The organism is Actinosynnema sp. NPDC002837 (assembly GCF_040295345.1).
GTDB lineage: Bacteria > Actinomycetota > Actinomycetes > Mycobacteriales > Pseudonocardiaceae > Actinosynnema.
In genome coordinates this window covers 23,723-37,579 of sequence record NZ_JBEOVG010000007.1, presented here as the reverse complement: position 1 = coordinate 37,579, position 13,857 = coordinate 23,723, and the positions used below count along the sequence as shown (strand labels likewise).

The following is a 13,857-nucleotide window of genomic DNA, read 5'->3' as shown; positions in this document are numbered from 1 at the left end:
GCGTTCGTCCGCGAACCCGTCACCCGTGCCGCCGGCAGCGTCAGAGGACGAACGCGTCCGCCGCCTCGCGGAAGGCGTCCGGCCGCTCCACCCACGGGTAGTGGCCGCAGTCGTCGATCACCACCACCTCGCCCTTCGGGAACAACCTCGCGGCGGCGACCACGGGGGCCAGGCCCGTCAGGAAGTCCTGGGCGCCGGCGATCACCCGCACGGGCGCGGCCACCTCCGACAGGCGCCGCGGCAGGTCCTCGGGCACGGTCACGGCGAGGAACGCCCGGACCGTCGCCAGCACGGTGTGGCCGACGCGGGCATGGGCCTGCTCCCGCTCGGTCCACGCCGCGTACCCCGCCGGCGCCGTCAGCGCCTGCCACCGCTCGAAGTCGCTCTGTTCCTCGCTCCACGGGCCCTCGCGGGTGGCCCGCGCCGCCGCGTCGAACACCGGGTCGCCGAGGCGGTGCGCGACGAGCTCCTCGCCGTCCGACGGCGTGTCGGTCAGATAGGCCACCGGAGGCGTGATCAACAACATGCTCGCCACCCGGTCCGGGTACTGGGCGGCGTACGCGACCGCCACGCGGGTGCCCGCCGAGTGCGCCACCAGGTCCAGACGTTCCAACCCGAGGTGGGCGCGCAGGTCCTCCAGGTCGCGGGCCTGCTCCCAGAACGACACCGTCGCCGCGGACGCCGACTTCCCGGACCCGCGGAAGTGGTGCACCACGAGCCGACCGGGCAACCCCGCCAGGTCGCCGAGGTACTCCGGGTGCCGTCCCGCACCACCCGGCAGGACGACGAGCGTCCTGCCCTCACCCCACTCGTCGTAGTGGAGCTCGGCTGCGTCGGCGGCGCGGAAAGTCGGCACGACCGGACCCTAACCCACCGCTTCGCGGGCTCCGGACCAGGCACGACCGGACGCGTGCCAGGGACCTGGAGGTCCAAGCACGCGCCATGGGTGATGCCACCGACGACCGCCACCGCGACATCCGTGATCGCCCGACTGCCACAGCGTCGGTGCCGCGGTCACCGACGTCGGCCGGCTGGTGCACACCGCGGTCACGGGACGCGGCCCGGTGTGCACGGCCGACCCGCGCCGGCGATAACCTTCCGCCCTGTGCCCGGATTCGAGAGCTTCGCGTCGGCGTTGAGCGGTGACGACCGCGAACTGAGGGCTGCGGCCGGGCCGGACGGCATCGTCTGTGTCGCGCCCGACCTGGCGAGCGTGTTCCTGGTCCAGGTCGGCGCCGACGGCACGCAGAGCACGACGCTCGCCATCGTCCGGGAAGGCGGTGGGAGCAGCGTCAACCGGATCGAGGTGCCCGCGTCCTTCCGGATCAGCGGCATCCGGCACGACCACGAGCACTTCACGCTGACCGCCGTCGACGGCCGCACGGCGCACGGCACGCCCCGCCAGTTCGTCGAAGAGCGCAAGCTCCTCGACGAGGAGCACAACCCGCGTTACCACGAGCAACTGGAAGAAGTCTTCCTCGCCACGCACCTGATCCCGGTCCGGGACTGGTCGGAGGCGGTCGACGCGGTGACGACCGACCGGGGTCTGGACGGGCCGGGGGTCGAGGAGATCGTGCGGCTGGGCCAAGCGCAGGTCGTCGCCGGGGACCTGGACCTGTCGGTCACCTTCGACGGCGCCGGGCCGGAGAAGGTCGCCGAACTGCTCCCCCACGTCCGCGACCTGCTGGCGGAGTTCGACCGCGTCAGCCGCGACGGCCTCGAGTTCCTCTGGGACAAGAGCTCCGACGGCAGCGAGCCCGAGGGCGCGAAGGCGCGGTTCCTGACCGAACTGGTGCCCGCCGAACTGGTCGTGTACCGCTCGGGCGACTTCGAGATCCACTTCGTGGACACCACCGAGAGCTACTACCTCGACGGCTACTGGCCGGCCGTCCAGTTCACCGCGGACGCGACACCCGTCAGCGAGACCGTCGAAGCCTGAACTCCGGTTCTCGACCTGCCCCCGCTGCCGTTGACGCAAGTGCAGCGGACCGTCCGACACGATCAACCCGTTGCCCGGCAACACGATGCCGCGATTGAACGTCGACCCGAGCGCGACCGGTCCGAGGCAGGGCGGCCAGCCTCCCCGTGATCAGCTCCGAGGCTTCGGCCACGACGCGTTCCACGACCTCGCGGACGGTCGGGATGCGCTGCCGCGGCGGAAGGTCGCAGGATCACCGACGCCGACCTCGACGGCATCCGCAACATCCGCCGCTGCGGCGCCTACTCCCGCATCCGTGACGCGATCAAGGCCGGTGCCGAGAACATGTGAGCGCCCGCTTCCGGATCGAAGGGACCACGGCCTGCGCGCGATCCCGGCTGGTGTTTACTTTTCCCATGACGTCAACACAAGTCGTTACCTACCGGCGTTTCGCGGGCCGGCTCGTCGAACTCGGGATGGTGACCGAGGCGCGGGTGGCCGAGGCCCTGTCGGCCGTCGCGGAGTGGCGCGACCCGGACGGGGAACTCCCGATCGACGAGCGGGCGGCGGCGCTGGTCGAGCTGGGTACCGCGGTGAACGTGCACACCGATGACGTCGGCCTCGACGGCCCCGATCTGGTGGATGCCTACGAGGAGGTCCTGACCGCCGCGGCCGCGTGCTCCGGTGGGTCGGTGGTCGTCGAGGACGTCGAGCTGACCGAGCAGGACGACGAGGACGCCGCGGGCGACTGGCTGCTGACCTTCACCCGCAACGGCCAACCGGTGTCCTGGAGCATCGACGACCACGGCGAGTACCTCGACACCCTGTCGATCTACGAGTCGATCAACGACCTGCGGCCGGCCGGTGACGTGCAGCGGAAGTTCCACCTGCTGTCCACTTCGCCCGGTGCCGACCAGGTCTACGTGCTCGCGTCGGAGGCGCAGCTCGCCGTGCTCACGGGCGAACTGGGCGTGTCGTCCGGCACCTGACGGGAACAGGCCGCCGGCCAGCACTCGACGTCAACGCATGAGGTTGTCGCCGCGCGCGGTGCGGGCGTAGTAGACCTCGCGGCCGGCGCGGGCCTTCGAGGCGAGTCCGGCGGCGACCAGTCGGTGGAGGTGGACCGACACCCCGCCGGGCGCGAGGGTGAGGGACCGTGCCAGTTGGTCGGTCGTCGACGGCACGTCCAGCAGCGCCAGGAGCCGGGCGCGGGCGGTTCCCAGGACGGCCGCGAGGTCGTGGCTGGTCTCCTCCGGTTCCCAGAGGGCTCCGACACCGCGCGCGGGATACCTGACCACGGGGGTCCAGGGCTCGGCGGTCTTGACGTAGACCCGGGGCCAGGCGAACGCCGAGGGGACCAGGACGAGGCCGCGGCCGGTGAGGACGCGGTCGGGGTAGGCGACTTCGGTGGTGCGGTTGCCTACCGACAGCGTGTCGCTCGTGGGGTCCCAGCGGATATCCGGGTGCAGTCCGTTGAGCACGGCGCCAGGACCCTGGTCGGCAGTGGACAGTGCCCGCTGGTGGATGTCGCGTTCGAGGATCCCCCGGATCGCGGGCCACCTCGGCTCGATGGTCCGCGACCAGTACGCGCGCAAGTCGGCCACCAGACCGCGCAGTTCCCGCCGCGGCGCCGTGATCAACGGGACCAGCGATGGCGGGACTCCATCGGGATGCGTGCCGCGCACTTCGCGGCGCACGACGTCGACCGGCGTGGCCAGGACGACCGCCAGCTCGTCGTCGATGTCCGCGAGCGGTGAGTCGGGCGTCGGCGCGAGGAACCCCGGCAGGTGGCCCGGGTGCCGGCAGGCGAGGTCCCTGAGCCCCTGGTGGCGGGGGTGGGCGAGGACGGGGTCGTCCCGGTGTCGGGACAACCAGGGCATGTGGATCGCGTGCGTGCCCGGCCGTCCGAGGACCCGCAGGCTGGCGAGGAGTTCCCAGGCGGGTGAGATCGCCCAGCGCAGCCGGCTGAGGTCCGCGGCGTCGAGCCGGATGCGCACCTCCCACATGGATTCACTCTAACGTGAATCCGATGCCCCCGTGCCCGGCGTCGTCGACGCTGCCGCCATGACCACGCACGTGCGACCGCCCGACACCGCCGAGTCGGCTCGGGATCGCGGCCGTTACCTCGTCGCCTCCGGCGTTGCCTTGTGGGGCGCGCAACTCGGGGTCGCGGCGGTCCCGCTGACGGCGGTCGCGTCGCTGTCCGCCGACGCCCGCGGCACCGCGCTGCTGTCGGCCACCGTCGCCGTGCCCTTCATGCTCCTGGGCCTGCCCGTGGGCGCCTGGCTCGACCGCGTCCGACGTCGACCGGTGATGATCACCGCGGACGTCGTTCGGGCGGTGACCCTGGCCACGGTGCCCATCGCGGAGTGGCTCGGTTCGCTGACGTTCCTCCTCCTCTGGGTGGTGGTGCTGGTGAACGGGGTCGCGACGGTGTTCTTCGACCTCGGCACCCAAAGCCACCTCAAGGACCTCGTTCCGGCAGACCGGTTGGTGAGGACCAACGGCAGGCTGGCGACCCTCACCCAGACCGCCCTGATCTGCGCGCCCCCGCTGGCGGGCTGGGTCGCGGGGGTGCTCACGCCGTCCGCCGTCCTCGCCGCGACCGCGGTCGGTTACGCGTGGTCCGCGGTGTGGCTCTCGCGGCTGCGCACCCCGGAGCCCGTCCGTCCCGCCGACGCGCCCCGGCAGCGGCTCCTGGCCGACATCCGTGACGGTGTCCGGTTCGTCCGGCGGCAGCCCGTGCTCCTCGCCGTCCTCGGCGCCGGGTGCCTGGTCAACTTCGGCAGCGCCGCGTTCACGGCGGTCCTGCCCGTGCGCGCACTGGTGGACCTCGGCTGGTCCGAGTCGCAGCTCGGGACCTACCTCGGCGCCGGGGGAATCGGCGGCTTGCTGGGAGCCGTGACGGCGAACAAGGTCGCCGGCCGGTTCGGCGCCGGTCGCTCGGTCTTCGTGATCGGCCTGCTCGTCGCTCCCGCCGCCGCGGTGCTGCCGCTCACGGGAGACCCGGTTCCCGGCCACGTCGCCGCGGCCGCCTGGGCGCTGATCATCTACAAGATCGGCTTCGACGCCGTCGTCATGATGAGCTTCCGCCAGGCCGTCACCCCCTCCGCCCTGCTGGGCCGGGTGAACGGCACGATGAGGGTCCTCTTCACCGCCGCCGTCGCGGTCGGCGCGGCCACGGCCGGCACGGTCGCGACAGCGGCCGACAACCGTGCCGCCCTCATCGTGGCCTCGGCCGCGCTCGGCCTGGTGTGGGTACCGATCGCGTTGTCACCGCTGCGCCGCATGTCCACGTTGGATGGTGCGCGGTGACGATCAGGACGCGGTGGTCGACGATCGCGGCGATGATCGCGGTGAGCCTCGGCTGGGGGTGCTCGTTCCTGCTGATCCGCGAGTCGCTGCTGGTGACCGACGCGTACGGGGTCGCGTTCGGCCGGGTCGCCCTCGGCGCCGTCGTCCTGGGCATGATCCCGGCGGCCAGGCAACGGGTGCCGCTGCGCGCCTGGCCGGGGCTCGGCGCGCTCGCGGTGACGTGGATGGCCGTTCCCATGGTGTTGTTCGCGCTGGCCGAACGGGGTGTCAGTTCGGCGACCGCGGGGATGATCAACGGTTCAGCGCCGGTGTTCACCGCGATCGTCGCCGCCGTGCTCACCAGGACGGCACCCGGTCGGCAACGGCTGCTCGGCCTGCTCCTCGGCGTTCTCGGGGTCGCCGCGATCGGACTGCCCGGCGCCGCCCAGGGCACCGGAGCACCGTTGGGCGTGGTGCTGGTCCTCATGGCCGTCGCCGTCTACGGCGTGGCGTTCAACATCACCGGTCGGCTCCAGCGCGAGCACGGAGCCCTGCCGGTGATCTGGCGCTCCATGATCATCGCGACCCTGCTGCTCGCACCGGTCGGGCTGCCGGACCTCCTCGACGCCCAGCCCGTTCCGCACGGGATCCTGGCACTGGTGCTGCTCGGCGGCGTCAGCACCGCCGCGTGCTTCGCGCTGTTCGCCTGGCTCGCCGGGACCCTCGACCCCACCCGGGCATCGGTCGTCACCTACGCCGTGCCGGTGGTGGCCCTCCTCGTGGGCGTGCTCCTCGGCGGCGAATCAGCACACGCGCTCGCCCTCGCGGGGGTGGTGCTGATCGCCGCCGCGGCGTACCTGGTGCAGCGGCCGGAAGCCCGCCGGTCCCGACCGACCACTGAGGACCACCCTCCGGACCGCGGACACCGAGTCGGTCGGAACGCCTGAACGTCGGGACCGTCGATGCCGGTCGCCGGTGTCCTCCCGAGCCCGGAGTGCGTCACTCCCCGCGAATCGCCGTCAACACCGGCTCGATGCTGAGCTGCATGAGGAAGAGGAGCTTGTCGTGGGGAACGAGACGGTGCATGGCGGCGGTGACCTCCTTGGTACGCGACTCCTCGTCGCGGTCGGCGGTGGCCCGGACCGCGTCGACGAACGCCTCGACGTAGCGGCGCTGCTCGACGAACAGCTCCTTGCCGCCCGGGGCGCCGTGTCCGACGTGGAGCACGACGTCGTCGGGCAGGGTCCGGTGGAGCTCGTCGAGCTGCTCGATCCAGGAACCGTGGTGGCCGTCGGCGAGGAAGGCGTGCATGTCGTTGTAGACGACGTCGCCGGTGAAGAGCGTGACGTCGTCCAGCGCCCAGATGGCGTCGGCGTGCGACTCGCCCGCGCCCAGGTCCCGCACGGTGAACGTGAGACCGCCCAGCTCGACCGACTCGCCGTGGTGGACGATCCGGTTCGGGAACGGCCGTTGCGCGGGCCACTGGTCGCCCATCATCGGCCCCACGACCTGGTTCTTGAGCGCGTCGTCACGCCGGATGACCTGGTCCACCGCGGCCGTGCTGACGATGGGGACGTCGAGACCCTCCGTGATCGCCGCCAGCCCCGCGTAGTGGTCGGGATGGGGGTGCGTGATCAGCACGCCGGCCAGCGGGCGGCCGCCGCGGTCGACGGCCGCGCGGACCCTGGCGGCGTCGTCGACGGTCAACTGCGCGTCGACGACCACCACGCCGTCGGGGCCTTCGACGAGGTAGGAGTTCACCGCCATGGTGCGGCCCTCCACCCGCTCGATGACCGGGGTGCGGTTTGAGATCATCATGCCGAGAGGGTGTCCCGGACCGTCGCGGCGCACCAGTAGGCACTTCCCAGTGCCTGGGCACCGAAAAGTGCGTACTGGCTCTCAGGACCGGTATGGCATTCAATTGCACCCGTGGAGGGAGCCATGTCCGAACCGGAGCCCCCGTACGTGTGCCCGGTGGACGTGCCACTGCGGCACCTGGGCGGGAAGTGGAAGCTGATCGTCTGCTTCTACCTGCTGCAACGGCCGTGTCGCCATGGTGAGCTGACCCGCCTCATCCCGCAGGTGTCCCACAAGATGCTCACCCAGCAGCTGCGCGAGCTCGAAGCCTCGGGTCTCGTGCGGCGGACGGTGTTCGACCAGGTGCCACCGAGGGTGGAGTACTCCGTCGAAGAGGCGGAACGCGCGGCCCTGGAGCCGCTGGTGGCCGCGATGTGCCGGTGGGGACTGCGCTATGTGGACGGACACGGCGGGGAGGTCCTCACCACCAGCCTCCCGGACGGCTTCCTCCCTTCACGACCACAGCAGGAGTAGACGTTGCAGCACGTGACCATGCGCACCCCCGACGGCATCGACCTGGCGGCCGTGCTGCGACCCGGGCGCGGCGCCGGACCACGGCGGGCCGTGGCGTTGACCGGACCGTTCACCGGCGTGAAGGAGCAGGTCGTCGCCACCTACGCCGAAGGGCTGAGCGAGCGCGGCATCACGACCTTGACGTTCGACCACCGCAACTTCGGCGCCAGCGGTGGGACCAACCGCCAGCACGAGGACGCGGGCGGCAAGCTCACCGACCTGCAGACCGCCGTCGGATTCCTCCACGGGCACCCCGACGTCACCGAGGTCGGTCTGGTCGGGATCTGCCTGGGCGCCGGGTACGCGTTGAAGGCGGCGGCCTTCGACGGCCGGGTCCAGGCGTTGGTCACGGTCGCGGGCGCGTACAACAGCCCTCAGGCCATGCAGGCCGGTTTCGGGCGTCGGGCGTACCGCTCGAAGCTCGCCGACCTGCTCGCGAGCGGCGCCGACGTCATGCCCGCGGTGTCCCCGGACGGACCCGCGGCCATGCCCGGACCCGAGCCGTACGAGTACTACGGCACCAGCCGCGGGTCGGCGCCGACCTGGCGCAACGAGGTCACGACCGCCTCGATCCACACGCTGCTGACGCTGGACGCGGCCATCGGCGCGGACTTCGTCTCACCCACGCCGGTGCGGATCATCCACGGAACCCGCGACGAGTACTGCTCGCCCGAGGGCGCCCGGGGGATCTTCGACCGGCTGGGCGAGCCGTCGGACCTGGTGTGGATCGACACCACCAACCACATCGACCTCTACGACCAGCCTCGCTGCGTCGAACCGGCCGTCGAGTCGGCCGCGGCGTGGTTCCACGAACACCTGGGCTGACCGGCGCCACCGTCCATTCCACACCCGAGGAGAGTTGTGTCCATCTCGCCGTCCCCGCGGCCACGTCTCCGCGTCACCACAGGCAGCGAGGGCGACCGGGTCACCACGCTGGAACTGTTCTTCGACCTCGTCTTCGTGTTCGCGTTCACCCAGGTCACCGGAATGATCACCCACGGCGACCCGCCCCGCTCCCTCCTCCAGGGGTTCATCGTCGTGTCACTGCTCTGGTGGGCGTGGTCCTCCTACGCGTGGCTGGCGAACCAGGCGCGCGCGAACCGCGGTCTGCTCCGGGCCGCCTTCGTGGTGGCGATGGTCGCGATGTTCGTCGCCTGCCTGACCATCCCGGAGGCGTTCCACGAGGTGCCCGGCGGTGTCCCGGCAGCAGCCATGCTGGTGTTCTGCTACGCCGTCGTGCGCTGCGCCCACCTGGCGGTCTACCTGGCCGCCGCGGCCGGCGACAAGGTGCTGCGGCGTCGCGTCGTCCTCACCGGCGCGACCTCCGTCGCCCCGACCGTGGCCATCCTCGCCGTCGGCGCCGCGATCGGGGAGCCGTGGCAGACGTGGATCTGGCTCGCCGCGGTCGCGTACGACTTCGCCGCCATCTACGTGGGTGCGCGCGGTGGCGGGTGGATCGTGCAGTCGGCCGCCCACTTCGCCGAACGCCACGGCCTGGTCGTCATCCTGGCGCTCGGCGAATCCATCATCGCCGTCGGCGTCGGCGTGGCGAACCGACCGCTCGACTGGGCCGTCGTCACCGGAGGCGTCCTGGCCATCACCATCGCCATCGCGCTGTGGTGGCAGTACTTCCACCGCAGGTTCGAGCACCTCGAACACGCCCTGGAGTCCCGCCACGGCCACGACCGCTCCCGGCTGGCCTCCGAGGTCTTCACCTACCTCCACTTCCCGCTGATCGCCGGCATCATCCTCACCGCGCTCGGGCTCGAACAGGCCATGGCGCACCTCAGCGACGACCACCTCGGGCCGCTCGGCGGCTGGGCACTCGGCGTCGGACTCGGCTGCACCCTTCTGGCATCGGCGCTGACGATCGCACGCACCGGCGGCGGCATCCCGCCCCTGAGGTGGGTGGGCCCCGGCGTGCTCCTCGCGTCCGGCGCCCTCCTCGCCACCCTGCCCCCGCTCTGGGCGCTCGCCCTCGCCACCTTGCTCGTCGGGGCGGTCTGCGTGCACGACGAACTGCGATCCGCGGACCGAACGGCCTCGTGAGGTTCCCGTCACCCGACCCTCGACGGCGGTGACAACGCACCCGACGCCGATCCGGCACCGCTTCCCCCGAGCGGTCCGGTCGCGTCGGCCACGGTCACGGCGCGCCGCCCCCGCACCGGTCTTCGTGCTCCGCCAACGCTTCGAGGTCGTTGTCCCAGTGGCCGCAGCGGTAGCACGAGTGCGTCACGCGGTGCAGGAACTGCGAGCGATCCTCGTCCGGCAGCTGGTGCTGCCACGGCTTGAGGTCCATCACCACGACCACCCCGCCCCTGCTCCACAGTGGATGGATTCGTGCGCCGTCATCCGCATCTCGGCAGGAACAGGCCCGTGCGGTAGGCGAGCGTGATCGCGTGCGCGCGGTCCTTGGCGCCGAGCCGGCGCAGCACGCCCTTCACGTGGGTGCGGACCGTCTCGACCGACACCACGAGCGCGTCCGCGATCTCCACCGACGTCATACCGGCCGCGATCATCTCCAGCACCTCGCGCTGCCGCGGCGACAACCTCTCGACGCCCCCGCGAGCCACGCCACCGGCCGGCAGCGCCTCGACCGTGACGCCGCGAGCACGGACGGGAGCAGCGGGCACGAGCGCCGGACGGCGGCTCCGGTGAGCCCTCAGGATCAGCGCCACGAGGTCGGAAGGACCGGCGCCCAAGGGCACGACGCCGTGCGCACCGGCCGCTCGTCCGAGGCGGACCACGTCCGGTGCGGGGCGCTCGCCGTTCAGCAGCCCGAGCACCACCGGCACCCGGCCGGGACCGGCGAGCTCGGCGATCAGCGCGCCACTCGGGTCGACGGCGCTGTCGACGAGGACCACGTCCGGGCGCACGTGGCGCAGGCACCGGAGGGCTTCACCCCGCGTGGCGACGGCCCCCAGCCAGCGCAGCCCGGCCCGTCGGATCACGGCGTGCAGCCCTTCACGGACCAGCGGCGTGGCAACGACGGCCGCGACACCCACCACCCCGGGCCCGACGCCGGAGGGCGACCGGGGCCCGACAGCTCGATCCACCGGCTCGGCCAAGTCGACCACCAGCCCTTCCCGCCACCACGACCGCGGTGCCGGCGTCACCGGGCAGCGGACCCACAACTACACCGACAGTGATGTAACAGGTACAGCACCGTATCAGTCATCCCCACCGTCGGCTACTCAGCGCAGCGGCGTGTCGCACAACGTGCACGATGTGGCAGGAGGACTCAAGCCGGACCTTCGGGCAGCTCCGGCAGCGGGACGTCCGGGTCGAGCTCGACGCCGGCGTCCCGCAGCTCGTCGTCGACCAGCGCCCACACCGCGGCCGACAGCCGCCGCACCAGCTGCGCCTCGTCGATCGCGCCGGGCACGGCCAACCACCGCACCGTCGTCGACTCCACCAGCCCGGCGACCCCGAAGGCCACGAGGTCCGCGCGCGCCGGGTCCGCGCCGAGCAGCCGCAGGTACCCGCCGAGCAGCTCGCGCAGCCGGTCGGCGACCTGCGCGCGCAGGTCGGCCGCACGCCCACCGCGACCGGGCGCGAGCCCCGTGGCGCGCACCACCATGTAGTCGTACAGCGAGGCGTTGCACACCATCCAGGACACGAACGTCCCCACCACCTGGCCGATCACCTCGCGGGCGGTGCCGCTCGGCCGGACCAGGCCGGGCAGGATCTCCTCGGCGAACAGCTCCGCGACCCGGCCCGCGACCGCGTCGTGCAACTCGTCGGCGTCGGCGAAGTGCCGGTACAGCTGAGGCCGGGAGACACCGGCCCGGTCCGCGATCCGCTCGGTGGACACCCACGGACCGTGCTCGACGATGGCCGCCAGGGCCGCGTCCACGATCTCCGCACGGCGTTTGTCCCGGTGCCCGGCCCACCGGGCAGTCCTGCCGTCCACACCCGCGCCCCGCCGACCGCCTTCCGCCATCCCGGCAGCGTATCCACGACGACGGTGGTCGACGGCAACGGTTCACCCGATGTCGGATCCCGTGGCCGTACCGCCGACGCCCGAAGCAGATCGGGCGCCTTCAGGGCCTGAGGTAGCGCGGCTCCACCGGCGGCATGGGTTTCACCGGCAGGCCGACGTGGGCCTTGGTCATGAAGTCGAACCACGTGCGCGCGGGCAGGGTGCCGCCGAAGATGTCGCCCTCCCCGCACAACCGGGGCGGCCCGGCGCCGATGCAGATGCCGCTGGGCGAAGTGCTGTCGTTGAAGACCTGCACGGCGCCCGCGTAGTCCGGGGTGGCGCCGAGGAACGCCGCGGACTTGTACTGCTCCGTGGTGCCGGTCTTGCCCAGCATCGGCCGCGTCCACCCGAACTGCTTCGCGGCCGCGGCGGCCGTGCCCCGGTTCCGGTCGTCCTCGCTCAACCCGACGGCCAACGCGTTCGCCAACGCCTCTTCCACCACCTGCTCGCACGGCGCCTCGCGGAACTCCACGGGCGTGCCGTGCCGGTCGAGGATCCGGCTGATCGGAGAGGGCCGGCACCACGTCCCGCCCGAGATGATCGTCGCGGCGACGTTCGCCAGCTCCAGCGTGCTCGTCGGCGCGGGGCTCAACGTGAACGAGGCGTTCCGGGACTTCTTGAAGAACTCCGTCTGCGAGACGCGCAGGTCCTTCTGCTTCGACGTCCGGTCCGGTGGCACGCCCGCGATGTTGGTCGCCATCGTGTCCCGCATCCCGAGCCGGTGCGCCATGTCGACCACCGCGTCCAACCCGGTCTTCTCCTCCAGGATCACGAACGCCGTGTTGGGCGAGGTCGCCAACGCCTCCTTCAACGTCATCCGGGGCGGGTAGCTGCCGTCGAAGTTGCTCAGGCAGTACCAGTGCGCGGACGGCTCGCCGGTCCCCGGGCACCCCGGCGCGCCGCCGAAGAACACGTGCGAGGTGTAGGACGTCGGCGACTCGACGACGCTCTCGATCCCGTACCCGTGCTCCAAGGCCGCCGCGGCGGTGAACACCTTGTAGACCGACCCCGCGCCGAACTTGTTCTCGACCCCGCTGGGCAGGTCGAACTGCGTCTGGAACCGGGCTTGGTCGAGCCCGTAGTCGCGGTTGGCCGCCAGCGCCACCACCTCGTGCCGCTCCTTGCCCGGCCGCACGACCGCCGCGGTGTTCGCGATGCCCGGCGTCGGCTTCGGCACCTGCGCCTCGGCCGCCTGCTTGGCCTGGATCGTGAGCGCCCGGTCCATCGGGGTTTGGACGGTGTAGCCGCCGACCTTCAGCTCGTTGAGCGTGTAGCCGTTGTCGGTCAGGTAGTCCAGCACGTACGAGCAGTAGAACCCGAACTCCGGCCCGGCCCCGACGCACCCGGTGGGCAGGGGCCGCACGGGGGTGCTCAGCCCCAGCGGCGCGCGCTTGTGCGCCTGGGCTTGTTCCGGGGACAGCTTGGCGTTCTCCAGCATCAGGTCGATGACCAGGTTCCGCCGCTCGATCGCCCTGTCCGGCCGGGCTTCAGGGTCGAGGAACGTCGGGCTGTTCACCATCCCGGCGAGCATCGCCGCCTGCGGCACCGTCAACAGGTCAGGTGTGGTGTCGAAGTAGGCCTGGGACGCCGCCGCGATGCCGTAGATCGTGCCGCCGAACGGCACCACGTCCAGGTACCGCGACAGGATCTCGTCCTTGCTCAGCTGCGATTCCACGTGCATCGCGATGCGCGCCTCGCGCAGCTTGCGGGCGATCGTCTGCTCTTGGGCCTCCTTCTGCCCGGCGACGTCGTTCCGGGCGAGCACGTGCACGAGGTGGTTCTTCACGTACTGCTGCGTGATCGTCGACGCGCCCTGGGAGATGGTGCCCGTGGCCCCGTTCTTCAGCGCCGCCCGCGCGGTGGCCAGCCAGTCGACGCCGTGGTGCTCGTAGAACCGGCGGTCCTCGGCGGACACCAGCGCGTCCTTCATGACCTGCGCGACCTTGTCCGGCGGCGTGAGCACGCGGTACTGGTCGTAGAGGTACGCGAACGGCACGCCGTCCTTGTCGGTAATGGTGGTCATCAGCGGCGGCGGCGAGCCGACCATGGTGACCGACATCGCCGCGACGTAGTCGCTCATCAGGTTCGACGCGATGCCGATCACGCCGACGACCGGGATCGCCATCCCGGCGAGCAGCAACCCGGCCACCAGGCAGAGGCCGAGGAGCTTCGCGAAGCATGCGGTTCGCATGGCAGGAAGTCACGTTCGGATGACCCGCCGGAGGGTGTCACGCGGTCGTGTGCGCGGTAACGCGTTCTCGACGCCTACCCCGGCATCGTGCGGTCGGCCGGG

At 71.7% G+C, this 13,857-nt stretch carries 14 protein-coding genes; 7 read left to right on the top strand and 7 right to left on the bottom strand.

Annotated features, from left to right (window positions below; genetic code table 11):
• Window positions 1–40: 40 nt before the first annotated feature.
• Window positions 41–856, bottom strand: a complete 816-nt coding sequence (locus ABTZ99_RS07455) for an alpha/beta fold hydrolase (protein ID WP_499609093.1) — start codon at window positions 854–856, stop codon at window positions 41–43.
• A 249-nt stretch (window positions 857–1,105) separates the two neighbouring features.
• On the opposite strand from ABTZ99_RS07455, the gene ABTZ99_RS07450 reads away from it, so the two are divergent.
• A complete protein-coding gene (locus ABTZ99_RS07450; RefSeq protein ID WP_499609091.1) occupies window positions 1,106–1,939 on the top strand; it encodes a hypothetical protein in 834 nt (277 codons plus the stop codon).
• 395 nt (window positions 1,940–2,334) lie between these two features.
• Window positions 2,335–2,907 carry a hypothetical protein gene (locus tag ABTZ99_RS07445; protein ID WP_499609088.1) on the top strand — a complete coding sequence of 191 codons (573 nt, stop codon included), beginning with the start codon at window positions 2,335–2,337 and terminating at the stop codon, window positions 2,905–2,907.
• Between the two features lie 30 nt (window positions 2,908–2,937).
• On the opposite strand, the gene ABTZ99_RS07440 is transcribed toward ABTZ99_RS07445, so the two are convergent.
• Entirely contained in the window at window positions 2,938–3,924 is a 987-nt protein-coding gene (locus ABTZ99_RS07440; protein ID WP_499609085.1) for a DUF5937 family protein, read from the bottom strand.
• Window positions 3,925–3,982: 58 nt separating this feature from the next.
• Here ABTZ99_RS07440 and ABTZ99_RS07435 point away from each other — a divergent pair, with 58 nt between their 5' ends.
• Both ABTZ99_RS07435 and ABTZ99_RS07430 read left to right on the top strand, forming a co-directional pair.
• Window positions 3,983–5,233, top strand: a complete 1,251-nt coding sequence (locus ABTZ99_RS07435) for an MFS transporter (RefSeq protein WP_499609082.1) — start codon at window positions 3,983–3,985, stop codon at window positions 5,231–5,233.
• On the top strand, window positions 5,230–6,159 hold the full coding sequence (locus ABTZ99_RS07430; RefSeq protein WP_499609079.1) for a DMT family transporter: 930 nt from the start codon (window positions 5,230–5,232) through the stop codon (window positions 6,157–6,159). The genes ABTZ99_RS07435 and ABTZ99_RS07430 overlap by 4 nt, the downstream gene beginning before the upstream one ends.
• A gap of 52 nt (window positions 6,160–6,211) precedes the next feature.
• Here the strand turns inward: ABTZ99_RS07430 and ABTZ99_RS07425 are convergent, their stop codons facing one another.
• Complete coding sequence (locus ABTZ99_RS07425) at window positions 6,212–7,030, bottom strand: MBL fold metallo-hydrolase (RefSeq protein WP_499609076.1); 819 nt, start codon at window positions 7,028–7,030, stop codon at window positions 6,212–6,214.
• Between the two features lie 123 nt (window positions 7,031–7,153).
• On the opposite strand from ABTZ99_RS07425, the gene ABTZ99_RS07420 reads away from it, so the two are divergent.
• From ABTZ99_RS07420 to ABTZ99_RS07410, 3 genes are read left to right on the top strand one after another with little or no spacing between them, the layout of a single operon-like run.
• On the top strand, window positions 7,154–7,543 hold the full coding sequence (locus ABTZ99_RS07420) for a winged helix-turn-helix transcriptional regulator (protein WP_498778100.1): 390 nt from the start codon (window positions 7,154–7,156) through the stop codon (window positions 7,541–7,543).
• 18 nt (window positions 7,544–7,561) lie between these two features.
• Complete coding sequence (locus ABTZ99_RS07415; RefSeq protein ID WP_499609371.1) at window positions 7,562–8,407, top strand: alpha/beta hydrolase; 846 nt, start codon at window positions 7,562–7,564, stop codon at window positions 8,405–8,407.
• Between the two features lie 36 nt (window positions 8,408–8,443).
• Window positions 8,444–9,631 (top strand): low temperature requirement protein A, encoded by a 1,188-nt coding sequence (locus ABTZ99_RS07410; RefSeq protein ID WP_499609072.1) that lies wholly within the window; start codon window positions 8,444–8,446, stop codon window positions 9,629–9,631.
• A 94-nt stretch (window positions 9,632–9,725) separates the two neighbouring features.
• On the opposite strand, the gene ABTZ99_RS07405 is transcribed toward ABTZ99_RS07410, so the two are convergent.
• The 4 genes from ABTZ99_RS07405 to ABTZ99_RS07390 all read right to left on the bottom strand — a co-directional run bounded on the left by ABTZ99_RS07405 (window position 9,726) and on the right by ABTZ99_RS07390 (window position 13,755).
• Complete coding sequence (locus tag ABTZ99_RS07405) at window positions 9,726–9,893, bottom strand: hypothetical protein (RefSeq protein ID WP_498778104.1); 168 nt, start codon at window positions 9,891–9,893, stop codon at window positions 9,726–9,728.
• 37 nt (window positions 9,894–9,930) lie between these two features.
• On the bottom strand, window positions 9,931–10,698 hold the full coding sequence (locus ABTZ99_RS07400; protein WP_499609069.1) for a helix-turn-helix transcriptional regulator: 768 nt from the start codon (window positions 10,696–10,698) through the stop codon (window positions 9,931–9,933).
• Between the two features lie 125 nt (window positions 10,699–10,823).
• A complete protein-coding gene (locus tag ABTZ99_RS07395) occupies window positions 10,824–11,525 on the bottom strand; it encodes a TetR/AcrR family transcriptional regulator (protein WP_499609066.1) in 702 nt (233 codons plus the stop codon).
• 100 nt (window positions 11,526–11,625) lie between these two features.
• Window positions 11,626–13,755, bottom strand: a complete 2,130-nt coding sequence (locus ABTZ99_RS07390; protein WP_499609063.1) for a transglycosylase domain-containing protein — start codon at window positions 13,753–13,755, stop codon at window positions 11,626–11,628.
• Window positions 13,756–13,857 lie beyond the last annotated feature (102 nt).